Here is a 24220-nt window from a genome sequence, read left to right on the forward strand (position 1 = left end):
GTGGTCTTAAGCGAAGTTCTTGGCGAACGCGTCGATGGCAGCTTTCAGCTTGCCAGTCAGCTCGTCGTCGAGTGCCTTCTTCTCCCAGATGGCGTCGAGCAGTGCTTTGTGCTCGCCACGAAGGAACAGAAGCAGGCCTTCTTCGAAGTCCTTCACGCGGTTGACCGGGATTGCATCCAGGTAGCCGTTCACGCCGGCATAGATGACTGCAACCTGTTCTTCGGTCTTCAGCGGCGAGAACTGCGGCTGCTTCAGAAGTTCGGTCAGACGTGCACCACGGTTCAGGAGGCGCTGGGTCGTGGCGTCGAGGTCGGAGCCGAACTGTGCAAAGGCCGCCATTTCGCGGTACTGAGCCAGTTCACCCTTAATCGGGCCGGCAACCTGTTTCATCGCCTTGATCTGAGCGGAGGAACCCACGCGGGACACCGACAGACCGACGTTCACGGCCGGGCGGATACCCTGGTAGAACAGATCCGTTTCCAGGAAGATCTGACCGTCGGTGATCGAGATCACGTTGGTCGGAATAAACGCGGACACGTCGTTGCCCTGGGTTTCAATAACCGGCAGTGCGGTCAGAGAGCCCTTGCCATGGTCTTCGTTCAGCTTCGCAGCACGTTCCAGCAGACGGGAGTGCAGGTAGAAAACGTCACCCGGGAAAGCTTCACGTCCCGGCGGACGACGGAGCAGCAGGGACATCTGACGGTAGGCCACGGCCTGCTTAGTCAGATCGTCGTAGCCGATCACGGCGTGCATGGAGTTGTCACGGAAGAACTCGCCCATCGCGCAGCCGGCAAACGGTGCCAGGAACTGCAGCGGAGCAGCGTCGGAAGCGGTAGCGGCGACAACGATGGAGTATTCCAGCGCGCCGGCGTCTTCCAGGGTCTTCACGAACTGAGCGACGGTGGAGCGCTTCTGGCCGACAGCAACGTAGATGCAGTACAGCTTTGCGTCTTCGTCGTCAGAAGCATGCAGCGGCTTCTGGTTCAGGAAGGTGTCGAGAATGATCGCGGTCTTGCCGGTCTGACGGTCACCGATGACCAGCTCGCGCTGACCACGGCCAACCGGGATCAGGGCGTCGATGGCTTTCAGGCCGGTAGACATCGGCTCGTGCACGGACTTGCGCGGCAGAATGCCCGGCGCCTTGACGTCCACGCGGCGCTTTTCGGTTGCCTCGATCGGGCCTTTGCCGTCGATCGGGTTGCCGAGCGGATCAACAACGCGGCCCAGGAGGCCCTTGCCGACCGGCACTTCCACGATGGCGCCGGTCCGCTTGACGGTGTCGCCTTCTTTAATGTCACGGTCGGAGCCGAAGATAACGACACCAACGTTGTCGGTTTCCAGGTTCAGGGCCATGCCCTTGATACCACCCGGGAATTCGACCATTTCACCAGCCTGGACTTTGTCCAGACCATAAACACGGGCGATACCGTCACCGACGGAGAGCACCTGACCGACTTCAGAAACTTCGGCTTCCTGGCCAAAGCTCTTGATCTGGTCCTTGAGGATTGCGGAGATTTCCGCGGCCCGAATATCCATCAGCCGACCTCTTTCATCGCGAACTTGAGTGAATTGAGCTTGGTACGCAGCGATGTGTCGATCATGCGGGAGCCGACCTTGACCACGAGGCCACCGATCAGGGCAGGATCAACCTTTGCCACGATGTTTACAGATTTGCCCGTGGAAGCCGAGAGAGCTTCTTTCAGGGCAGCGACATGATCGTCGGAAAGAGCAGCTGCGGAGGTTACCTCAGCCGTTTCCTCACCACGCTTTTGCGCAAGCAGGGTGCGGAATGCCTTGATCATGCCGGGAAGAACGAAGAGGCGCCGGTTACGGGCTGCCAGCTTCACGAAATTAGCAGCCAGGCCTTTGATGCCTGCCTTGTCGAGAAGTGCGGTAAGCGCTGCAAGCTGCTCCTCCACACTGAATACCGGGCTTTTCACGAGACGGACGAGATCTTCGCTTTCGGCAAGCATGCCTTCGAAAGCTGTCAGATCCCGCTCCACGTCAGCCGTTACACCTTCGCCTTCGGCGAGGTCGAGAAGGGCGGACGCATAACGCTGTGCCACGCCGGATACGAGAGATACGTTGTCAGTCACCAGGTCCGTGCTCTCTGACGTTTTTCATGCCCGCGAAACGGCCAGCGCTCGCAAAGCATTGAAAAAATGAATGATTTCAAGGTCAGAAGGTATGACGGTTAAACCGCTGCCCCCAAAGCCGCGCCTCAATTAGCACAGGGTTTCTCAGTGTGCAACTTCGCCTAAAGACTGTTATTGCCGATTCCTCGGTGTTTTTTGTCAAAGGTTGATAAAAAACGTTTCAGATCAACGCCTCCGCACCGTCATAAACCTTTAGACGGTTTTCTGCAGAGCAGGCGAAAAGGCCTTTGCGCAGGGCTGAAAGGGGCAAGTGACGAGGGCGTTTTTGCCGCAGCTGTGCGGACGGCGGGATTATTGCCGTCAGCAGCGTTGCCACAATCGCAAACAATGACCCTGCGGTTCCACCCGATTCTCCCACGCCGAACTCGTATGAACGGCAGGCGCTTTTCCCGATGAACGCAAAAACCACCTAGAGAAAATGCTGCGGGTCGATGTCTACTTGCAGGCGCAGCCCCTTCGTGGGCTTCGGGCCGATGCTCAGCCAATGCCGCAGATAGGCCTGCAGATCGTACTGGCGGGGGGCCATTGCCAGCAGGCGGAAACGATAGCGTCCGCGCACCATGGCAAGGGCGGCTTCCGCCGGCCCAAGGAGCGTGACGGCCTGATCCGGCGGTGCGGCACGGGCAAGGGCCCTTGAGAAGCCTTCCGCAAATCCTCTGTCTGGTCCGGAGACGATGACGGCGGCAAGACGCCCGAACGGCGGCAGACCTGCTGCCCGCCTTGCCTCGATCTCGGCCTGGTAGAACGCCTTCTTGTCGCTTGAAAGCAACGCCTTGATGACGGGATGATCCGCATTGTAGGTCTGCAGGAAACCCTTGCCGCCGCCGGTCACGCGGCCCGCACGGCCCGTCACCTGTGCAAGCAGCTGGAAGGTTTTTTCCGCAGCTCTCGGATCACCATGGGCAAGGCCAAGGTCCGCATCCACCACGCCGACCAGTTTCATCAGTGGGAAGTTATGCCCCTTGGCAACCAGCTGCGTGCCGATGACGATGTCGGCCCCGCCTTCCTCGACAATCTTCATTTCGCGCTTCAGCCGATCCGGCCCGCCGGCAATATCCGACGAAAGCACGAGCACACGCGCCTGCGGAAAGAGCTCGGTCACTTCCTCGGCGATTCTTTCCACGCCAGGACCGCAGGCAACCAGACTGTCTACCGACTGGCAGGACGGACAGGCCTTGGGAACCGGTTCCTGATGGCCGCAGTGGTGGCAGACGAGTTTTTTCTGGAATCGGTGCTCCACCAGCCAGGCGCTGCAATGAGCGCATTGGAACCTGTGGCCGCAGGTCCGGCAAAGGGTCAGCGGTGCATAACCGCGCCGATTGAGAAACAGTAGCGACTGCCCCCCATCGGCGAAGGTACCGGCGATGCCGTGGACCAGGCCAGGCGCCAGCCAGCGTCCCCGTTCCGGCCCGTCCTGGCGCATATCGATGGCCATGAGGTCCGGCAGGGCAGCTCCGGATGCCCGCTCGGGCAGCTCGAACAGCTTGTAGCGGCCCACCTCTGCGTTGACGATGCTTTCCACGGATGGCGTGGCCGACGCCAGAACAACGGGGAAGCCGGAGAGATGACCGCGGACGACAGCCATGTCGCGGGCGCTATAGGGCACCCGGTCGTCCTGCTTGAAGGCCGCATCGTGTTCTTCATCGACGATGATCAGGCCCAGTTCCTTGAAAGGCAGAAACAGCGAAGAGCGCGCGCCAATCACGACCCGGACGTCTCCGGAGGCCACCCCGCGCCAGACCCGCGATCGGTTCTTGACCGTGATCTGCGAATGCCATTCGGCCGGATAGACCCCGAAGCGTTGTTCGAAGCGCCGCAGGAACTGTTCGGTGAGTGCGATTTCAGGCAGCAGCACCAGCGCCTGCTTTCCCCGGCGCAAGGCTTCGGCAATCACCTCGAAATAGACTTCCGTCTTGCCCGAGCCGGTGACACCGTCGATCAGGGCAACGGCCCCACCCTTGCCGAAACAGGCCGTCAGGCCGTCTGCCGCGGCCTGCTGCGCCGGGGTCAGCGGTTTTTGCGCGTAGTCCAGTTGCGGTTTCGGCGGCGGGGGAGCCGCCGGCATCAGGACGGTTTCCAGGACATCTTGCTGAAGCAGGCCGTCGATAACAGAAGCGGACACGCCGGCAGCATGGGCAAGGCCGCTTTTCGTCCAGGCAAAGCCGTCTTCCATGGTCGCCAGAACACGCCCGCGTGCCGGCGTCAGACGATCCGGCGCGGCACCTTCGATGCGGCGGACACCGGGAACGGGCGCCTCCGGCTCCAGCGCTTCTTCGGACCGCAACACCATGCGCAGCACCATCCCCGGGGCGCCAAGTGTCCAGTTCGCTACCCAGTCGACGAACCGGCGCAGATCATCATCGAGCGGCGGCGTCTTGTCGTAGACATGGGAAATGGTCTTCAGTTTCTTTGGATTGATGGCCGCGTCCGGCTCGATATCCCAGACAGCCCCGATCACCTCGCGCGGGCCGAGCGGCACCTTGACGATGGTGCCCGGAACCACGGACTGGCCGGGGGGAACCTTGTAGGTATAGGCCCCTGCAACCGCGACCGGCACCAGCACGCTGGCAATGGTTTCCTGGAAGTCTGGATCGTCGAACAGCACTGTGTGTCAGGTCCTCATCGCTCCGGGAACGGCCGCGAAACCATGCGCCAGGCACGGCCCGAACCCTGGCGAGACATTGCCCGTCCGGTCGCCGGGATCAAGCCTCGCCATTCTTGAGGTACGTACCGCAAAAATTTCGTCCACCAGAGAATCAGGGGTTCTTCTTGTCATCATCCTAGGGTAAAGAGAGCCCAGCTGACCACGCAATCGTTTTGTCCCGCTAGCCGGGACCAGGTTTCCGGCGACGCTCCGGTAGCCCTACAGGGAGTAAAGACAGATGAAATTCTTCGTCGATACGGCCGACACGGCTGAAATCAAGGAACTGGAAGCAACCGGCCTCCTTGACGGTGTCACCACCAACCCCTCGCTGATCGCAAAGTCCGGTCGGGACTTCAAGGAAGTCATCGCAGAAATCTGCGCCATCACCGAAGGCGATGTATCCGCCGAAGTGGCCGCAACCGATTTCGACACGATCATGAAGGAAGCGCACGTACTTAGCGCGATCGCAAACAACGTGGTCGTCAAGCTGCCGCTGACGTTCGATGGCCTGAAGGCGTGCAAGCAGCTGACCGAAGAAGGCACCAAGACCAACGTCACCCTGTGCTTCTCGGCCAACCAGGCCCTGCTCGCAGCCAAGGCCGGTGCAACCTACATCTCGCCGTTCATCGGCCGGCTGGATGATATTCATGCCGACGGGCTTGAGCTGATCCGCGAAATCCGCGTGATCTACGACAACTACGGCTTCGACACGGAAATTCTGGCTGCTTCGATCCGCACGCCGAACCACGTGAAGGATTGCGCCATCATCGGCGCCGACGTCGCGACCGTACCGCCGGCAACGCTGAAGGCACTGGTCAAGCATCCGCTGACCGACAAGGGCCTTGAAGCCTTCCTGGCCGACTGGGCCAAGACCGGCCAGAGCATTCTCTGATCGCCGACCTTTCAGACGAACGAACGGCCCGGATTTCCGGGCCGTTTTTGTTTGCCGTTACAAGCGCCTGCCAAGGGTAACAGGACGTTCCAATACCTTTTGCCTGGTGTTGGGGGACAAGTCGATCAGGCTGGGAAATCTAAACGGTCCTGTTCACCTCCTGGTGGGGAAGGACCTTTGTCAGCCGGTTTGACGAAAAATAGCCGCCATGTGGCGCGATGTTAACGGAACCGTTGGGGATCCGGCATCACATTGGCACCATGTGTGCCGCATCCTTCAAATCCGAATCGCTGCTCGTCACCGCCCGGCCGGAACTCAACCGCCGCATCGACCAGTGGCTTGACCACCTGTCCGATGAGCGACGCCTTTCCGACAAGACCCTGCTTGCCTACGAACGCGACCTGCGCCAGTTCCTGCGGTTCCTGACCAACCATCTGGGCGGGGCACCCGACCTCAAGGAAATTGCGGCGCTCCGCCCGGCCGACTTTCGAGGCTTCCTGGCAAGCCGCCGCCGTGATGGTGCCCAGAGCCGATCGCTCGCCCGCGGCCTTGCCGGGATCCGGTCCTTCCTCAGGTACCTGGAGCGGCGGGGCGAAGTGAACGCTGCGGCGTCTTCCGCCGTGCGGCCACCACGGCAGGCCCGGTCCCTGCCGAAACCCGTCTCCTCCAAGGACGCCATCGACGTGACCAGCGGTGACCTAGCGATGGAACGCGAGCCGTGGCTGGAAGCTCGCAACGCCGCTGTCCTGACCCTGCTCTACGGCTGCGGCCTGCGGATTTCGGAAGCGTTGTCGCTGACCGGTGCCATGGCCCCCAAAACCGGGACGAAGACACTTCGTGTCGTCGGCAAAGGCGGCAAGGAGCGGATTGTCCCGATCCTGCCGGCGGTCTGCCAGGCGGTGGAGCACTATCTGAAACTTTGCCCTTACGCGATTTCGCCCGATGGCCCCCTGTTTCTCGGTGCCCGCGGCGGTCCGCTGAACCCGCGCATGATCCAGCTGGCCATGGCACGCCTGCGCGGTGCATTGGGCCTGCCGGACAGCGCGACCCCGCATGCCCTGCGCCATTCCTTTGCCACACATCTGCTGGCTGGCGGCGGTGATCTCAGGACTATCCAGGAACTGCTTGGCCACGCCAGCCTTGCCTCAACACAGATCTATACGGAAATCGACAGCGCCCATCTCCTGTCCGCCTACGACAAGGCTCATCCGCGCCGTTAGGATCCCTCAGGTTTCGGAAATCCGTAGACTGTCCGTTCCTTGCCATCAGGAAACATCTCACGCGCAATCGGCTCGCCGCCAAGTTTGCGCACCAGTCCCCTTGCTGCCTCGTTGTCATCCTTCATATGCGTTTCGACCAGAGGCCAGCCATAGACTTCGTAAGCATGGCGGATTGCCGCCTGCGAGACTTCCACGGCGGCACCGGTGCCGCGTGCCTGCGGCATCAACCACCAGGTCAGCTCCCGTCTTGGCCAGCCTTCGGGCCAAACGAAGCCGCAACCGCCGATGATATCTGTGCCCGTTTTCGGTTCGATAACCCACATGCCATAGCCGCGCAGTTGCCAGTGGCCGAGGTGGCTTGCCAGCACGCGCCAGGCGGAATCCTCGCGCAACGGTCCACCATAGAAGTGCGAGGCCTCGCCGTTCTCGTAGAACGCCTTGTAGACTGGGAAGTCCGGTTCTTCCGGCAAGCGTAGACGAAACCGCGGCGTTTCGAGTGATTGCATGATAAGTCTCTGTTGTTTGCGGGGAATTTCGTTCGATTCCCATGAAAGTTTCAACTCCGTTGTAGCCGCTTCCGCCACAAACGGTTAGGTTGCTGAAACAGCCTGTTTCGCCGGGAGATAACGAATGCGTCTGATACTACTCGCAGCCGGTCTTCTTCTACTGTCGGCAGCGCCCTCGCTGGCGCAGCGCGTCTACTGTCCACTTCCCGAAGACGGCGTCTGGGTCAATCCGAATGCCGAGCCGAAGGAGATCTCGCGCGTCGAGGTGGAAAGTCGCTGCGAGAATGAAGCGGTGCATGTGCGCGTACGCGCGTTCACCTCCTGCATCCCGCGTGACTGCAAGTGGGGCTGGACCAAAGGGGAAATGCGCTCGGATGGTGCCATCCAGGTGCTGCTGATCGGGTTCTTGAGCAGCAAGCAACTGACATTGCGGGCCTTTGGCGAGCTTCTGGATGTTCACGTGATCAACGTCGTCAACGATCTGTCCGAACCGCGAACCGAGACCACCTACAATCTCCAGCGCGAGTAACCGGCCAGGGGCAGTGCGACGACAATCGCCTTTCGCTTTTTCCTTGTCAGATCTCCATTTTCCCTTACCCTACGTAAGACTGCGCAAGTGTAGCGCAGGCCAACGGACGGAGATGTAACATGCGCCTATTGAGCACCGGCATTGCGGCCCTTGCCGTAACCGCGTTTGCAATTGCACCGGCCGCTGCATGCAGCTGGAACAAGACAGCCCAGTCCAAACAGATGACAGTGGCGGAAACGCCCGTCCTCCCGGACACCGACTCGGATGTGGCCATCGCCACCAACGATCTCAGCGATGCAATCGTAAGCGAGACCGTTATTCAGCCGACCACCGGCGAAGCCGTGTCGGAGTGACCCTCACCGCTAAACAAGCTCCAGACCAAGCCCCGCTGCTCTGCAGCGGGCTTTTTTTCGGCTGAGTACCTTCTGCACGAAATCTGCTGAAACCTGCCTTTATCGGGCCGTATCGACGCCTCAATAGCCCGGTTCACTCGAGACTGTCCTGAAGAACCGGTTGATACAGTCTCATGATTTCCAGACGCCGTTTCCTGCAAACCTGTGGCATCGCAATGCTGGGTGCCGTTTCCGCTCCTGCCTACGCGATTGGCGTTGAGCCTTTTCGGCTCAGCCTGAAGCATTATCACCTGACGCCTCCACGATGGCCCAGAGGGCTGAAACTGAAAGCCGCGCTGATAGCCGACCCGCATGTCTGCGATCCCTGGATGGGCCTGGAGCGGGTTCGCTCCATCGTCCGGCAGACCAACGCGCTGAAGCCCGACATCATCCTGATGCTGGGCGACTATGTTGCCAGCCACAAATGGCAATACGACCCGATCCCGCCACAGGCGTGGGCTGATCTCTTCGGTGATCTGTCGGCCCCGCTCGGGACCCACGCCATTCTCGGCAATCACGACTGGTGGGACGACGCGGACGCGCAGCTGACCGGTGGTGGACCGACCAGATATGGTCAGGCGTTGCTGAACGCCGGCATTCCCCTTTACCAGAACCGGGCTCAACGGTTCGAAAAGGACGGCCAGGCTTTCTGGCTTGCCGGCGTCGACGACCAGCTGGCGCTGAGACCGCACCGCAAGATCAAACGGCACCGCTGGAAAGGTTTGGATGACCTGACCGGTACGCTTGCCCAGGTGACGGACGATGCGCCCGTGCTGCTGATGGCACATGAACCCGACATCATCCGTGAAGTGCCGGGCCGCGTCAGCCTGACCCTCAGCGGCCACACCCATGGCGGGCAGGTCAACTGTTTCGGTTACAAACCGGCCTTTCCCAAACGCAGCGTGAAAAGCTACGCCTATGGCCACATCGTTGAAACGGAAGGAACGAAGCTGGCAAGGCACCTGGGCCTTGAAACGGACCCCCGCCACCTCATCGTTTCCGGAGGTCTTGGCTGCTCGATCCTGCCGGTCCGATTCGGAGTTCCTCCGGAAATAACGGTGGTGCATCTGGGAAGCACCACCGTTTGAGGCACGTTCCGGAAAGGGCGAATTATTCAGCCGCCACTTCGTGCTCCGTCTTGTGCCGGTATTCCTTTATGGCCTGGCTCAGGATCTGGACCGAGGAACTGACGAAGAGAGCTGCCATGAGACCGGCGACAATCAGGTCCGGCCAGGCGCTCGCAGTTCCCCAGACACCGGCGGCCGCCAGCATCACGGCAACGTTGCCTATGGCATCATTGCGCGAACACAGCCAGACGGAACGCACATTGGCGTCACCATCCTTGTATCGGACCAGCAGCAGGACACTGGCAAGGTTCACGGCCAGCGCCAGAAAGCCGATGGAACCCATCACTGCGGCCTGCGGTACGCCAAGCACGAACACCTGATAGAGCGTGGTGGCAGCCACCCAGACGCCCATCAGAAACAGGCTTGTGCCCTTCGCAAGCGCAGCCAGGGCCCGGGTCTTCAGCGATGCGCCAATGACAGCCAATGATATACCGTAGGTGACCGCGTCACCGAAGAAATCGAGAGCGTCAGCCTGCAGCGCCTTTGAGCCGGCTGCCTGGCCGGCAATCATCTCGACGATGAACATGCCACCGTTCAACGCGATCACCAGCCAGAGTCGGCGGCGATAGTCCTTCGACATTCCGTCAAATGTTCCGTGGGAATGTCCGCAACAGGCACCCATGATGCACTCCTTGTTCGAGTCGCTTGATTTTCGGTTCCTGTCCCTTGTAATTGCTATAGCGACTAGAGCTTCAAGAGGCTTTTTATGGATTTTTCAATTGGCGACCTTTCAAGACGGACCGGCGTGAAGGTTCCGACGATTCGTTACTACGAAAAGGAAGGCCTGCTGGAAGCGCCGATCCGCAGCGAGGGCAACCAGAGGCGCTACCGGTCCAGCGACCTGGAAAGGCTTGGCTTCATCAAGCATTGCCGCGACCTCGGCCTGCCAATGCCGGCCATCCGCGACCTGATAGACCTCAGCCAGCATCCGGACAAACCGTGCGAAACCGCAAACCGGATTGCCGAAGATCAGTTGAAGGCGGTGCGCCAGAGGATTGCCCACCTGCGCAAACTGGAGGCGGAGTTGAAGCGCATCGCAACAAGCTGCGAAGGCGACCACACGGTGACCGAATGCAACGTTCTGAAGGCTTTCGGCGACCATGGCCTCTGCCTGAAGGAGCACTGACAAGCCTTTTTGCCCGGCTTCAGGCGAGCCTTGTCCAGTCCCGTGCCTCCCCAACGGCACGCACGTTCGTGGCGATGGCAGCCGCCAGGGAGCGTGCTGCTAGCTTTCGTCTATCGGTCTTGGTCCGGTGCCTGAGCCGAGTTCCGTTGCCATCACCGTTCCCCTAACCTTTCCAGACGCATCATTTTCCAGCTTTTGGCAGGCAGATTACAGGAATGACGGCCCAGAATGCAGGAGAACTGGAGGACGTGGGGATAGGCGTTCTCCGGCCAAACCCTTTCAGCAACGTCATGCCTGCCCTTCAGGTAGTCGGGCAGGGAAAGTGCGGTCAGTGGAGCAATTCCCAGAAACGCGGTACCCGCAACGCTGGCAACAGTTTCCGGACCGGTCTGCAGCGTGTCACCCGTGCCAGCCCTGACTGCAACCGGCAGGACCAGCAGCAGACCGAGCATTCAGATGAATGAACCCGTCAGTTCCAGCCGGAAGCCGGAAACGACATACATGGGTGCAAAGATCAACGGTGTGAAAAGCGCAGCGGTGCGAAGGTTCAATCTGAGGCAGAACACCACGAAGACCAGGCTGACAGCCAACAGCGGGTGAGATTCAGATTTTGATTGTTGCCCCGTTGCCTTTCAAGCAAAGCATCTCCTGCCTTTTGTTGAAATGCACCACCCCTGACAGGACAACACTCTAGCGCATTGGTTGCAGATGCGCGGCATTTTTTACGTATACTTGCAGAACTTCAAACTTGAATGGCGTCAGCCGGTCCGCAGGACGGCCGATCCAACAAAAATGGTACGGGGCACCCGGTGACCGGATGCCCCGAACCGATATCGAAAAGACACCGTTCAAGCGTTGATTACGCGTGGATCGACTTCGCAAATGCGCCGAGGGCTGCCTCCTTGACCGCTTCCGACATGGTCGGGTGGGCGTGGCAGGTGCGCGCAAGGTCTTCGGAAGATCCACCGAACTCCATCAGGACCGCAGCTTCGTGGATCATCTCACCGGCACCGAAGCCGACGATGTGAACACCCAGCACGCGGTCGGTCTTTGCGTCCGCTAGAACCTTGGCAAAACCGTCGGTCTTGTTCATGGCGCGCGCGCGGCCGTTTGCGGAGAAGACGAATTTGCCGGTCTTGTACTCGACGCCCGCCGCCTTCAGTTCTTCCTCGGTCTTGCCGACGGAAGCGACTTCCGGCTGGGTGTAGACAACACCCGGGATGACATCATAGTTCACGTGACCAGCCTGGCCTGCCAGCATTTCGGCAACGGCAACGCCTTCGTCCTCGGCCTTGTGGGCCAGCATCGGACCGACAACCACATCGCCGATGGCGTAGATGCCGTCGACATTGGTCTTGTAGTGGGTGTCGATCTTGACGCGGCCGCGCTCGTCCAGGGCAACACCTGCCCCATCAAGGCCCAGGCCTTCCGTGTATGGACGGCGACCGATGGCAACCAGAACGATGTCGGCTTCGATAACCTGCGCATCGCCGCCCTTTGCCGGCTCTACAGTCACGGCAAGGCCCTTGCCTTTTTTCTCGACACCCGTGACCTTGGAGGACAGCTTGAATTCCATGCCCTGCTTTTTCAGCATGCGCTGGAAGTTCTTGGAAACGTCACCGTCCATCGGGCCGAGGATCTTGTCCATGAACTCGACCACGGTCACTTCCGAACCGAGACGGTTCCAGACGGAGCCGAGCTCAAGGCCGATGACACCACCACCGACGACGAGCAGCTTGCCCGGCACCTTGTCCAGTTCCAGAGCGCCGGTGGAAGAGACCACCTGCTTCTCGTCGATCTCGACACCCGGCAGCGGCATGACGTCGGAACCGGTGGCAATCACGATGTTCTTCGTTTCCAGTACGCTTGCCTTGCCGTCGGCATCGGTAACCTCGACCTTGCCTTTGTCCAGGATCTTGCCGGTACCGGTGTGAACGTCGATCTTGTTCTTCTTCATCAGGAAGGCAACGCCGTTCACATTGGCGTCGACCACACCGGTCTTGTGTTCCATCATCGCCGTCAGATCGAGCTTGGGCTTCGCTACCTTGATGCCGAGTTTTTCGAAACCGTGGCCGGCTTCCTCGAACATTTCCGAGGCATGCAGCAGCGCCTTGGACGGAATGCAGCCGATGTTGAGGCAGGTGCCGCCAAGCGTTGCGCGTTTTTCGACGACAGCCGTTTTCAGGCCGAGCTGCGCAGCCTTGATCGCGCAGACGTAGCCGCCAGGACCGGTTCCGATGACGACGAGATCATATTGGGACATTTTGGTCGCCTTTGCCTCTTTCATTTCTGGTTTGAATGGGGGTTAGGGAAGGATTGCCCTGCCGCCGGAGACATCGAGGATGGCACCGGTCGTATAGCTGGACTGGTCGGAGAGAAGCCACAGAATCGCTTCGGCCACCTCGTCGGCGGTTCCGGCACGTTTCATGGGCAGTTTGGACCTGAGCTGGGCCACCCGGTCAGGATGGCCGCCCGAGGCGTGGATATCGGTGTCGATAATGCCGGGGCGAATACCGTTGACGCGAACACCTTCGTCGGCAACTTCCAGCGCCAACCCGACTGTCATGGTATCGATCGCTCCCTTGGAGGCCGCGTAGTCGACATATTGGGAAGGTGACCCCAGCTTGGAGGCTGCAGACCCGAGATTGACGATCACGCCGCCGGTGCCGCCATGCTTGGTCGACATGCGCCTGACCGCTTCGCGGGCACACAGGAAGGCCCCGATCACGTTGATGGAGAACATTCGTGTCAGACGTTCCAGGGTCATTTCATCGACGCGCTGGGAATAGTCGACAACACCGGCATTGTTGACCAGCCCCTTGAGAGTGCCGAGCTTGTCGGCTTCGGCGAAAAGATGCAGCACGTCGGCTTCATTCTGGACGTCACCCTGAACTGCCACGGCTTCGCCGCCAGCCGCCTTGATTTCCTCGACAAGAGCATCGGCGGCAGCCTGGTTGTGCGTGTAGTTGACGATCACCTTGTGACCGAGCGCCGCAACCTTGCGGCTGACGGCAGCGCCGATCCCCCGGCTCCCGCCCGTCACCAATACAACCGTGTCAGTCATGAATTCCCACCGGCTCCCGTTCCTATTGCCCTTGAATGCGCGTCAGTTCTTCAGCGCCTCGGCCCGCAGCCCAGAGGCCTTTCAAATGTCCGTCCGACATGACCGCGTAAACCACCGGCGTCTTGTCGCCCCAGTCCACTGTCAGCACGTTGCCGTCCAGTTCACCCGCGCCGCGATAGCTGTCGGTGCCGACTGTCCAGATCAGCGTGAATGTCCGGCCCTGCTGCGTCAACACGACCGTACCGTCATATGTCGTGCCGTCCGGGTTTCGGCCGGCAACCGAATAATTGCCAGTCAGTCCTTCCGCCTCGACCGGCGCAGTGCGCGAATAGAGCGTCAGCTTTTCGCTGGCCGAGCCGTCCGCCCATTCACCGTCCAGCGTTTCCGCGCCAGTGAAGGAATAGACGACAGGGTGCTTGTCTCCCCAGTTGACCACCAGCATGCGGCCGGCGAACTCGCCGACACCGGTGAAGACGTCGGTCCCGATCCACCAGGTGAGCCGCACATTCCGGTCTTCCGGCGTGATTGCCAGCATGCCGTCGTAGGTCGTTCCGTTCGGGTTAGTCCCCTCGACCCGGTAGACACCCGAGATCTGGCGGGCCGGACCGGTGCGCGCAGTGCTCTCCTTGAGCGCGGTTCCAATCGCCGCAAGAGCGGCCATCTTGGGCACAGATCCTGCCGGATTATCCGTGCCGCCGTCAACGAAGGTGAAATCTCCGAAGAAGGACGAGGAAATCCAGGGCGTTTGCTGGCCGTTCGTTTCCTGGAAGACACCCTTCAGCGTGCGCTTGAAGGTTTCTTCCAGATTGAGCGCCGGGGTCGCGATGGCGCTGGCCAGATGCTTGGTGAAGGGGCTGTTGCTGCCCTGCCCGTCCAGAGCCACGGAGCCAGGTGACGTCGAATACGAGACGAACAGGCGCGCGTTGCTGTCGATCCGCGACAGGCCGGACGACGACCCACCGAGGGGATTGTTGCGGCAAGCGTCCAGCACGACGATGTTGAGCCCGTCATGGGACGACGTCATTACTTCCACGGCCTCGCTGACCGCGACCGACTGCTGCTGCAGGACCTCGTCCGCCGGCGCATCCCCTGCCACAGGCAGCAGGTAGTTTTCGCCCTTAATCTGGATACCGTGGCCAGCGTAATAGAACAGGCCGACACCACCCTCCTTTTTCAGCCGATCACCGAAGGCCCGGATCGCCTGTTCCATGGCATCGCGGTTGGCGTCGGTCTGAAGGATGACCTCGAAGCCGGCCTTGTCGAGGGCGCGGGCGATGGCCAGAGCGTCATTGACCGGATTGGCGAGCGGGCCATAGCCATATTGCGCGTTTCCGATCACTAGCGCAGTGCGTTGTTCGCCTGCGTGCGAAGCGACTATCAATCCGAGGACGGTCCAGACGACAAGAACAACCCAAAGGGCATAACGCTTTATGGCGTTCATATTCCTGTTCCTCCTGACCGTCTCACACCGTGTCGGCGATGATCCGATTATTGCTCCGCCAGAGCCAGCCGCAAACCGAACCCGGCAAAGGTCGCAGCCACGGTCCGGCGCATCCAGACCATCACACGATCGCTCTTCAACACCTTCTCGCCGACCAGTGAAGCAAACGCGCCGTAGATGACAAAGACAACGAAGGTCATTGCCATGAAGACGCCGCCCATCAGCAGCATGTCGAGCGTTGGATTGACGGCATCATGGCTGACGAATTGCGGCAGGAAGGCGAGGAAGAATACTGTCAGCTTGGGATTGAGGATGTTGATCAGGAAGCCGGTGCGCGCCGTTGCAAGGAAGCTCTTGCGCGATCCCCTGTCGGCTTTCAGTTCCATCGGTCCGCTGTCTTTCAGCGTCTGCCAGGCAAGGTAGAGAAGATAGGCGACACCGGCGTATTTCACGCCCTGGAACACCAGGGCACTGGTGTGCATCAGAGCTGCCAGGCCCACGACGGACGCCAGAATTGCGGGAATGATACCGAGGGTGCAGCCGAAGGCCGCGGCAACGGATGCCTGACGGCCTCTGCCAAGCCCGACGGCAACCGTATAAACAACACCGGTGCCCGGAACGAGCACCACGACAAGAGCAGTAATCAGAAATTCCAGGCTCACAATGCGGCTCCTCCTGGGCCAGACCGACGGGCATTCAACCGCGAGAGCTGGAACGCCGCTGGCCAGGCAACCTTAAAATGTCCGGGTACCCTGCCGGGGAGTTCCCGGCAAGGCACACGCAAGGCACTGAACCGGATCAGAGATCCAGAACCAGACGCTGCGGATCTTCCAGGCTTTCCTTGACGCGAACCAGGAAGGTCACGGCTTCCTTGCCGTCGACAATCCGGTGGTCATAGGAGAGCGCCAGATACATCATCGGGCGGATCACCACCTGGCCGTTCACAGCCATCGGACGTTCCTGGATCTTGTGCATGCCCAGGATACCGGACTGCGGCGCGTTCAGGATCGGCGAAGACATCAGCGAACCATACACCCCGCCATTGGAGATGGTGAAGGTGCCGCCGGACATATCAGCCATGCCCAGCTTGCCGTCGCGCGCCTTGCGGCCGAGATTGCCGATTTCCTGCTCGATCTCGGCGATGGACATCTGGTCCGCGTCGCGCACAACCGGAACCACAAGGCCCTTGTCCGTGCCAACGGCGACGCCGATGTGGCAGAAGTTCTTGTAGATGATGTCGGTGCCGTCGATCTCGGCATTAACTGCCGGGATCTCTTTCAGCGCATGGGTCACCGCCTTGGTGAAGAAGCCCATGAAGCCGAGCTTGACGCCGTGTTTCTTCTCAAACAGGTCCTTGTACTGCTTGCGCAGTTCCATGACCGGGCCCATGTCCACTTCGTTGTAGGTGGTAAGCATGGCCGCGGAGTTCTGTGCGTCCTTCAGGCGGCGCGCAATGGTCTGGCGCAGCTTGGTCATGCGAACGCGTTCTTCGCGAATTTCGTCCTGGGCGGCAACCGGGCCACGGGCAACGGGAGCAGCCGACGGCGCTGACGACGAAGAGGTTGCACCGGAGGCGATCGCGTTGATGACGTCTTCCTTCAGCACCTGACCGCGCTTGCCGGACCCGGCAACCTGGTCGGCGGAAAGGTTGTTTTCAGCCATCATCTTCTGAGCAGACGGAGCCGGCGGCATGGAAGACCCGCCGCTTGCAGCCGGAGCGGACGCAGCCGGTGCCGGTGCAGCGGCTGCCGGAGCAGCAGCAGCACCTTCGCCTGACGGATCGATCTGGCAGAGTAGAACGCCGGGTTCCACGGTCGTACCGGTTTCAACTGCGATCTTGACGATGGTGCCGGCGACCGGGGCCGGAACTTCCTGGGCCGCCTTGTCGGTTTCCAGTTCCACCAGTGTGTCGTCGGCCTTGACGACGTCGCCGACCTTCACGCTCCATTCGCCGACTTCCGCCTCGGTGACGGATTCGCCAGCGCTCGGCGTGACGACATCAACCAGCTGAGCCTTTTCGGATTTGGTTTCGGCCTTGGCGTCAGCCTTTGCCGGAGCCGCTTCAGCCTTCGCGGCCGGAGCACCCGCGCCTTCTGCGATCTGACCGAGCAGGGCGCCAACTTCAACGGTGTCGCCTTCCTTGACCACGATGCTTTCCAGCGTGCCCGCGGCCGGTGCCGGAACTTCGACGGTTACCTTGTCGGTTTCCAGTTCCACAAGGGGCTCGTCCTGGCTGACGGCGTCGCCCGGTTTCTTGAACCACTGCGCAATAGTCGCTTCGGAAACGGATTCACCCAGCGTGGGGACGCGAATTTCGGTTGCCATGGTCGCCTTCTCTTAAAATTACCTGGCCAAATTTTTGAAAGAGGGCCCGAAGGCCCTCTTGTGACTAACTTCCCAGAGCCTCTTCGAGGAACGCCTGCAACTGCGCCAGATGCGAGGACATCAGGCCGGTTGCGGTCGATGCCATCGCATTGCGGCCAGCATAGCGCGGGCGCTTGTGCTTGGCGTCGATCTGCTCCAGGACCCATTCGATGTAGGGCTCGACGAAGAACCAGCTGCCCATGTTCTTGGGCTCTTCCTGACACCAGACCATTTCGGCCTGCGGGAAGCGCGCCAGTTCCAGCATCAGCGCCTTTTTCGGGAACGGATAGAGCTGTTCCACGCGGAGCAGGTAGACGTCGTTGACGCCGCGCTTTTCACGCTCTTCGAACAGATCGTAGTAGACCTTGCCCGAGCACATCACGACGCGCCGGATCTTGTCGTCTGAAACCAGCTTGCCTTCCGAATTCAGGTTGGGGCCCCAGTCGTCCCACAACAGACGGTGGAAGGAGGACTCCGGACCGAGTTCCTGCAGTGTGGATACCGCCTTCTTGTGACGCAGCAAGGATTTCGGCGTCATGAGGATAAGCGGCTTGCGGATATCGCGGCGCAGCTGACGACGCAGAATGTGGAAGTAGTTCGACGGCGTCGAACAGTTCGCAACCTGCATGTTGTCTTCGGCGCAAAGCTGGAGGTAACGCTCCAGACGGGCGGAAGAGTGCTCAGGTCCCTGACCTTCGTAGCCATGCGGCAGCAGGCAGACGAGGCCGGACATGCGCAGCCACTTGCGCTCACCCGAAGAGATGAACTGGTCGAACACCACCTGGGCGCCGTTGGCGAAGTCGCCGAACTGGGCTTCCCAGAGTGTCAGAGCACGCGGCTCTGCCAGCGAGTAGCCATATTCGAAGCCAAGCACGGCTTCTTCCGAGAGCATCGAGTTGATGACCTCGTAGCGCTGCTGATCGGGAGAGACGTTGTTGAGCGGAATATACCGGCTCTCGTCTTCCTGATCGTACAGGACCGAATGGCGCTGCGAGAACGTGCCGCGTTCGCAATCCTGACCGGACAGGCGCACCGGGTGGCCTTCCTTCAGCAGCGAACCGAAGGCTAGCGCTTCAGCGGTTGCCCAGTCGATGCCTTCGCCGGTCTCGATCATGCGCTCGCGCTGGTTCATGAAGCGCGCGATCGTGCGGTGGATGTTGAAACCGTCCGGCACGTGGGTCAGAGCCCGGCCGATCGACTTCAGTTCATCCATCGGCAGACCGGTTTCACCGCGCCGCGGATCGTCCTCGTCGTCGGCCCGTTTCATGCCTGCCCACTTGCCGTCCAGCCAGTCGGCCTTGTTCGGCTTGAAGGCCTGGCCGGCATCGAACTCGTCGTCCAGATGCTTGCGCCAGTCGGCTTTCATGTGCTCGACTTCGTCCTGTGTCAGAACACCTTCCTTGATCAGGCGTTCCGAGTAGAGCTGCAGCGTCGTCGCATGCTTGCGGATCTTGCGGTACATGATCGGCTGCGTGAACGCCGGCTCGTCGCCCTCGTTGTGGCCGAAGCGGCGATAGCAGATCATGTCGATGACCACCGGACGATGGAACGTCTGGCGATATTCAATCGCGATCTTGGCCGCAAAGACGACGGCTTCCGGATCATCCGCGTTGACGTGGAAGATCGGCGCCTCGATCACCTTCGCCATATCCGACGGATAGGGCGAAGACCGCGAGAAGCGCGGGTTGGTGGTGAAGCCGATCTGGTTGTTGATGATCACATGGACCGAACCGCCGGTGCGGTGGCCACGCAGCGCGGACAGGCCAAAGCATTCCGCAACAACACCCTGGCCGGCGAATGCGGCGTCGCCGTGCAGCAGCAGCGGCAGAACCGTGCCGCGGTCGATTTCGGTCGTGTCGACGAAGTTGCCGTTCTCGTCGGCAGCCAGCTGATCCTGCTTGGCGCGCGCCTTGCCCAGAACCACCGGGTTGACGATTTCCAGGTGCGAGGGGTTTGCCGTCAGCGACAGGTGCACGTCGTTGCCGTCGAACGTCCGGTCGGAAGACGCGCCGAGGTGATACTTCACATCGCCGGAGCCTTCCACATCGTCCGGCGCGTAGGAGCCGCCCTTGAACTCGTGGAAGATTGCCCGGTGCGGCTTGGCCATCACCTGGGAAAGCACGTTCAGGCGGCCACGGTGGGCCATGCCGAACACGATTTCCTTAAGGCCCATCGAGCCGCCGCGTTTGATGATCTGTTCCAGCGCCGGGATCAGCGCTTCACCGCCATCCAGGCCGAAGCGCTTGGTGCCGGTGTATTTTACGTCCAGAAACTTTTCGAAACCTTCGGCTTCGACCAGCTTGTTCAGGATCGCCTTCTTGCCTTCCGTGGTGAAGGCGACCTGCTTGTCCGGACCTTCAATGCGCTCCTGGATCCAGGCCTTGGCCGCCGGATCGGAGATATGCATGAACTCGACACCCAGCGTCGAGCAATAGGTCCGCTTCAGGATGTCCATCATCTCGCGGATGGTGGCGTATTCCAGACCCAGCACGTGGTCGATGAAGATCTTGTGGTCCCAGTCGGCTTCGGTGAAGCCGTAGGAGGAGGGATGCAGCTCCTCGTGATCGCCCTTGCCGGCCAGGCCGAGGGGGTCGAGATCTGCATGAAGATGGCCACGCATGCGATAGGCGCGGATCATCATCAGGGCGCGAACGGAATCGCGGGTCGCCTGATGAACTTCCTGATCCGAAACCGGCTCGCCCTTGGCTTCAGCCTTCTTCTTCAGTTTGTCGCCGAGCTTCTGCTCAATCGGGCCCCAGTTGCCGTCGAATGCATTGACGAGGTCGCCATTGGCCTCGATCGGCCAGTCCTTGCGTTTCCAGGTCGCCCCGCGAGCCTCTTTCAGCACTGCTTCCTTCTCGTCCTGGAAGGCCGCAAAGAAGTCCTGCCACTCGGCGTCGACCGAGCTCGGATCTGTCTTGTACTGTGCGTAGAGGTCTTCGATATAGGCTGCGTTGGCGCCGTAAAGCAACGACGTCAGTGCGAATACGTTGTTCGCTTCCTGCCGTGCCATGTCCTTTAGCGGAGGTATCCTCCGCCCTTTTGTTTAGGCGGGCCCGAAAAATTGACCCGCGGCCGGTTTCCCTACAATGGCCGATGGTTCCCACCGACCCCTCGAAAAATGGTTACGGCACGTAAACCGCGCCGGAACCCATCCTTTCATCATGCGACAGGAAACGTAAACAGTTTCCGTCCCCATCGCTAAAGATTCTTGCAGAATCAGCCCTTCAAGACTTCGAGAAGGGTCTCGCCGAGCTTCGCAGGAGACGGTGACACCTTGATGCCAGCAGCTTCCATCGCAGCGATCTTGTCTTCTGCACCGCCCTTGCCGCCTGAAATAACGGCACCGGCGTGGCCCATGGTACGACCCGGAGGCGCTGTCCGTCCGGCGATGAAACCAGCCATCGGCTTGGACCGGCCGCGCTTGGCTTCGTCCTTCAGGAACTGCGCCGCGTCTTCTTCCGCGGAGCCACCGATTTCGCCGATCATGATGATCGACTGGGTTTCGTCGTCGGCCAGGAACATTTCCAGGACGTCGATGAACTCGGTGCCCTTGACCGGGTCGCCACCGATGCCGACAGCCGTCGTCTGGCCGAGGCCGGCATTGGTGGTCTGGAAGACAGCTTCATAAGTAAGGGTGCCGGAGCGGGAAACAACACCGACGGAGCCTTTCTTGAAGATGGAGCCCGGCATGATGCCGATCTTGCATTCTTCCGGGGTCAGGATACCGGGGCAGTTCGGGCCGAGGAGGCGCGACTTGGATTTCTCCAGCTTGGCCTTGACCTTGACCATGTCGGCAACCGGGATGCCTTCGGTGATGCAGACGATGAACGGAACTTCCGCTTCGATGGCCTCGATGATCGCGGCGCCCGCGCCTGCCGGCGGAACGTAGATCACGGAGGCGTCGGCACCGGTTGCTTCCCTGGCTTCGCCAACGCTCGCAAAGATCGGCAGAGAAGCCGCGCTGTCGACACCGGAAGACCAGGTCTCGCCACCCTTTTTCGGGTGCACACCGGCGACCATCTTGGTGCCGTAATATTCAAGCGCCTGTTCGGTGTGGAACGTGCCGGTCTTGCCGGTCAGGCCCTGAACGATGATTTTCGTGTCTTTATTGACGAGGATAGACATCTATCATGTTTCCTTCGTATTGGCGGCACGCTGTCTAGACCGAGGTCCTGCAATGTAAATAACCAGAGATACAATGCAGGCAGCAGTCAGATTATATGCAACGGTAATGTAGGCTGCTCGAGCAATATCAAAGTCCTCCAGAAAATAGCTCATCCATACGACAAGGCACAAAACTGTTGAAACGGCGATAATCACTTTAGAAACCAAGACTTCCTTTCGAACCGTCCATTTTCTACGTCCAACAATGGCAACCCATAAAGTCATCAATGCCGGGCTATAGAGGAGCAGTAGGACCAAAAGCCCAAATACCATCTATATTGCGCGCCTCCGGGCTTAACCTTTAACCGCTTTCACGATTTTCTGGGCGGCGTCGTCGAGATCGTCAGCGGCGATCACGTTCAGACCGCTTTCGTTGATGATCTTCTTGCCGAGTTCCACGTTGGTGCCTTCCAGGCGAACAACGAGCGGAACCTGCAGGCCGACTTCCTTGACGGCTGCAACCACGCCTTCCGCGATCACGTCGCAGCGCATGATGCCGCCGAAGATGTTGACCAGGATGCCCTTCACGTTCGGATCGGACGTGATGATCTTGAACGCGGCCGTCACCTTCTCCTTGGAAGCGCCACCGCCAACATCGAGGAAGTTGGCCGGCTCGGCGCCGTAGAGCTTGATGATGTCCATGGTCGCCATGGCAAGGCCGGCACCGTTGACCATGCAGCCGATGTCACCGTCGAGAGCGACATAGGCGAGGTCGTACTTGGAGGCCTCGATTTCCTTGTCGTCTTCCTCGGTGACGTCGCGCAGCTCCATGATGTCCGGATGACGGAACAGGGCGTTGCCGTCGAAGGAAACCTTGGCATCCAGTACGCGCAGGCGGCCGTCCTTCATGACGATCAGCGGGTTGACTTCCAGAAGGCTCATGTCCTTCTCGACGAAAGCCGTGTGCAGGATCGGGAACAGCTTCATGCCGTCTTCGCGTGCCGCACCGGTCAGTTCCAGCGCGTCGCACAGTTTGGCGGCATCGGCTTCGGTCACACCGGTTTCCGGATCGATCGGCAGGGTGACGATCTTTTCGGGGGTTTCTTCGGCCACCGCTTCAATGTCCATGCCACCTTCGGTGGAGACAACGAAAGCCGGGCGGCCAACGGTCCGGTCGACCAGAATGGAGAGGTAAAGCTCACGCTCGATGTCGGCGCCGTCTTCGATGTAGAGACGGTTGACCACCTTGCCGGCGGCACCGGTCTGTTTGGTGACCAGCGTGTTGCCGAGCATTTCCTTGGCGTTGGACGTGACTTCGTCCAGCGAGAAAGCCAGACGGACACCGCCCTTGGCATCAGCGGACAGTTCCTTGAACTTGCCCTTGCCGCGGCCACCAGCGTGGATCTGCGACTTCACGACCCAGAGCGGGCCCGGAAGGCTCTTGGCGGCTGCTTCGGCTTCGTCGGCGGAGAAGATGGCAACGCCTTCGGCCACCGGTGCACCGTATTCCTTCAGAACGGCCTTGGCCTGGTATTCATGAATGTTCATGTGTTTCCCCCGTTGTCGGAGGACCGTTCTTCCCGGCAGGAAGAACGGCCGCAAATTCCCTTAGGCGGGCCCGGTTCAGGCGAGCGCCGGCTGAATTTTCTTGCAGGCCTCGACCAGACCGTCGACGGAAGCGACAGACTTGTCGAAGTTGGCCTTTTCGTCGCCCTGCAGGTCGATCTCGATGATGCGCTCGACGCCATCGGCGCCGATCACGACCGGAACGCCCACATAGGTGTCCTTCAGACCGTACTGACCGTCGAGAGCAGCAGCACACGGCAGAACGCGCTTCTTGTCCTTCAGGTAGCTTTCGGCCATTGCGATGGCGGAAGCCGCCGGAGCGTAGAAAGCGGAGCCGGTCTTCAGAAGGCCGACGATCTCCGCGCCGCCGTCACGGGTACGCTGGACGATTTCTTCCAGACGCTCGGCAGTGCACCAGCCCATCTTGACCAGATCGGTGAGCGGGATACCGGCAACGGTGGAGTAGCGGGTCAGCGGCACCATGGTGTCGCCGTGGCCGCCGAGAACGAATGCGGTCACATCTTCGATGGAGACGTTGAACTCGTCTGCCAGGAAGTAACGGAAACGGGCGCTATCCAGTACGCCTGCCATGCCGACGACCTTGTTCTTCGGCAGACCGGAGAACTTCTGCAGGGCCCAGACCATCGCGTCGAGCGGGTTGGTGATGCAGATGACGAATGCGTTCGGGGCATACTTTGCGATGCCGGCGCCAACCTGCTCCATAACCTTCAGGTTGATTTCCAGAAGGTCGTCGCGGCTCATGCCGGGTTTACGCGGAACACCGGCGGTAACGATGACAACGTCCGAGCCTTCGATGGCTTCGTAGCTGTTGGCACCCGCCATTTTGGCATCGAAGCCATCGACCGGGGAGGACTCGGCCAGGTCGAGTGCCTTACCCTGCGGAACACCTTCCGCGATGTCGAAGAGCACGATGTCTCCCAGTTCCTTCAAACCTGCCAGATGTGCGAGCGTGCCGCCGATCTGACCAGAGCCGATCAAGGCAATCTTGTTCCGCGCCATTTCGAAAGTTTCCCTTTACGTAAGATGGAACTCCATGCCATCCTCTGATGACTGAGGATGGCACTA

General features: G+C 60.4%; 21 protein-coding genes. 6 read left to right on the forward strand and 15 right to left on the reverse strand.

Annotated features, from left to right (window positions below):
• Nucleotides 1–6: 6 nt before the first annotated feature.
• From atpA to FIV03_RS03455, 3 genes are all read right to left on the reverse strand, one after another.
• Nucleotides 7–1536, reverse strand: coding sequence for a F0F1 ATP synthase subunit alpha (gene atpA, locus FIV03_RS03445; RefSeq protein WP_022998996.1), 1530 nt, complete (start codon nucleotides 1534–1536; stop codon nucleotides 7–9).
• The gene (locus tag FIV03_RS03450) at nucleotides 1536–2096 is read right to left on the reverse strand and encodes a F0F1 ATP synthase subunit delta (RefSeq protein WP_022998997.1); all 561 of its coding nucleotides are present in this window, start codon (nucleotides 2094–2096) and stop codon (nucleotides 1536–1538) included. Before FIV03_RS03450 ends, atpA begins: the two co-directional genes overlap by 1 nt.
• 469 nt (nucleotides 2097–2565) lie before the next feature.
• On the reverse strand, nucleotides 2566–4761 hold the full coding sequence (locus tag FIV03_RS03455; protein WP_152508680.1) for a primosomal protein N': 2196 nt from the start codon (nucleotides 4759–4761) through the stop codon (nucleotides 2566–2568).
• Between the two features lie 277 nt (nucleotides 4762–5038).
• Between FIV03_RS03455 and fsa the strand changes: the two genes are divergently transcribed.
• Both fsa and FIV03_RS03465 read left to right on the forward strand, forming a co-directional pair.
• Nucleotides 5039–5692, forward strand: coding sequence for a fructose-6-phosphate aldolase (gene fsa, locus FIV03_RS03460; RefSeq protein WP_152508681.1), 654 nt, complete (start codon nucleotides 5039–5041; stop codon nucleotides 5690–5692).
• Nucleotides 5693–5952: 260 nt separating this feature from the next.
• On the forward strand, nucleotides 5953–6912 hold the full coding sequence (locus FIV03_RS03465; RefSeq protein ID WP_152511806.1) for a tyrosine recombinase XerC: 960 nt from the start codon (nucleotides 5953–5955) through the stop codon (nucleotides 6910–6912).
• Here the strand turns inward: FIV03_RS03465 and FIV03_RS03470 are convergent.
• Nucleotides 6909–7418, reverse strand: a complete 510-nt coding sequence (locus FIV03_RS03470; RefSeq protein ID WP_152508682.1) for a GNAT family N-acetyltransferase — start codon at nucleotides 7416–7418, stop codon at nucleotides 6909–6911. The genes FIV03_RS03465 and FIV03_RS03470 overlap by 4 nt on opposite strands.
• A gap of 124 nt (nucleotides 7419–7542) precedes the next feature.
• Here FIV03_RS03470 and FIV03_RS03475 point away from each other — a divergent pair, with 124 nt between their 5' ends.
• The 3 genes from FIV03_RS03475 (at nucleotide 7543) to FIV03_RS03485 (ending at nucleotide 9427) form a co-directional block, all read left to right on the forward strand.
• Nucleotides 7543–7947, forward strand: coding sequence for a serine/threonine protein kinase (locus tag FIV03_RS03475; protein ID WP_152508683.1), 405 nt, complete (start codon nucleotides 7543–7545; stop codon nucleotides 7945–7947).
• Nucleotides 7948–8066: 119 nt separating this feature from the next.
• The gene (locus tag FIV03_RS03480; RefSeq protein WP_139314047.1) at nucleotides 8067–8300 is read left to right on the forward strand and encodes a hypothetical protein; all 234 of its coding nucleotides are present in this window, start codon (nucleotides 8067–8069) and stop codon (nucleotides 8298–8300) included.
• Nucleotides 8301–8473: 173 nt separating this feature from the next.
• Nucleotides 8474–9427, forward strand: a complete 954-nt coding sequence (locus tag FIV03_RS03485; protein ID WP_152508684.1) for a metallophosphoesterase — start codon at nucleotides 8474–8476, stop codon at nucleotides 9425–9427.
• Between the two features lie 22 nt (nucleotides 9428–9449).
• On the opposite strand, the gene FIV03_RS03490 is transcribed toward FIV03_RS03485, so the two are convergent.
• The gene (locus FIV03_RS03490; protein ID WP_031268677.1) at nucleotides 9450–10088 is read right to left on the reverse strand and encodes a cation transporter; all 639 of its coding nucleotides are present in this window, start codon (nucleotides 10086–10088) and stop codon (nucleotides 9450–9452) included.
• Nucleotides 10089–10172: 84 nt separating this feature from the next.
• Between FIV03_RS03490 and FIV03_RS03495 the strand changes: the two genes are divergently transcribed.
• The gene (locus tag FIV03_RS03495; protein ID WP_022999007.1) at nucleotides 10173–10592 is read left to right on the forward strand and encodes a helix-turn-helix domain-containing protein; all 420 of its coding nucleotides are present in this window, start codon (nucleotides 10173–10175) and stop codon (nucleotides 10590–10592) included.
• A gap of 152 nt (nucleotides 10593–10744) precedes the next feature.
• On the opposite strand, the gene FIV03_RS03500 is transcribed toward FIV03_RS03495, so the two are convergent.
• The 10 genes from FIV03_RS03500 to mdh form a co-directional block, all read right to left on the reverse strand.
• Nucleotides 10745–11044 carry a hypothetical protein gene (locus FIV03_RS03500; protein ID WP_152508685.1) on the reverse strand — a complete coding sequence of 100 codons (300 nt, stop codon included), beginning with the start codon at nucleotides 11042–11044 and terminating at the stop codon, nucleotides 10745–10747.
• Between the two features lie 407 nt (nucleotides 11045–11451).
• Complete coding sequence (lpdA, locus tag FIV03_RS03505) at nucleotides 11452–12855, reverse strand: dihydrolipoyl dehydrogenase (RefSeq protein ID WP_152508686.1); 1404 nt, start codon at nucleotides 12853–12855, stop codon at nucleotides 11452–11454.
• 42 nt (nucleotides 12856–12897) lie between these two features.
• A complete protein-coding gene (locus FIV03_RS03510) occupies nucleotides 12898–13656 on the reverse strand; it encodes an SDR family oxidoreductase (RefSeq protein WP_022999010.1) in 759 nt (252 codons plus the stop codon).
• Nucleotides 13657–13678: 22 nt separating this feature from the next.
• Nucleotides 13679–15097: a caspase family protein gene (locus tag FIV03_RS03515; protein ID WP_152508687.1), complete on the reverse strand. Its 1419-nt coding sequence runs from the start codon at nucleotides 15095–15097 to the stop codon at nucleotides 13679–13681.
• 47 nt (nucleotides 15098–15144) lie between these two features.
• Nucleotides 15145–15759, reverse strand: coding sequence for a LysE family translocator (locus FIV03_RS03520; protein WP_022999012.1), 615 nt, complete (start codon nucleotides 15757–15759; stop codon nucleotides 15145–15147).
• A gap of 136 nt (nucleotides 15760–15895) precedes the next feature.
• A complete protein-coding gene (odhB, locus tag FIV03_RS03525) occupies nucleotides 15896–17422 on the reverse strand; it encodes a 2-oxoglutarate dehydrogenase complex dihydrolipoyllysine-residue succinyltransferase (protein ID WP_055657191.1) in 1527 nt (508 codons plus the stop codon).
• A 64-nt stretch (nucleotides 17423–17486) separates the two neighbouring features.
• Nucleotides 17487–20474 (reverse strand): 2-oxoglutarate dehydrogenase E1 component, encoded by a 2988-nt coding sequence (locus FIV03_RS03530; RefSeq protein ID WP_152508688.1) that lies wholly within the window; start codon nucleotides 20472–20474, stop codon nucleotides 17487–17489.
• A gap of 206 nt (nucleotides 20475–20680) precedes the next feature.
• Nucleotides 20681–21589, reverse strand: a complete 909-nt coding sequence (gene sucD / locus FIV03_RS03535) for a succinate--CoA ligase subunit alpha (protein ID WP_022999015.1) — start codon at nucleotides 21587–21589, stop codon at nucleotides 20681–20683.
• A 333-nt stretch (nucleotides 21590–21922) separates the two neighbouring features.
• Nucleotides 21923–23116: an ADP-forming succinate--CoA ligase subunit beta gene (sucC, locus tag FIV03_RS03540; RefSeq protein ID WP_022999017.1), complete on the reverse strand. Its 1194-nt coding sequence runs from the start codon at nucleotides 23114–23116 to the stop codon at nucleotides 21923–21925.
• Between the two features lie 75 nt (nucleotides 23117–23191).
• The gene (mdh, locus tag FIV03_RS03545) at nucleotides 23192–24154 is read right to left on the reverse strand and encodes a malate dehydrogenase (RefSeq protein ID WP_022999018.1); all 963 of its coding nucleotides are present in this window, start codon (nucleotides 24152–24154) and stop codon (nucleotides 23192–23194) included.
• Nucleotides 24155–24220: the final 66 nt, after the last annotated feature.

This window comes from Labrenzia sp. THAF187b, assembly GCF_009363375.1.
Taxonomy (GTDB): domain Bacteria; phylum Pseudomonadota; class Alphaproteobacteria; order Rhizobiales; family Stappiaceae; genus Roseibium; species Roseibium algicola.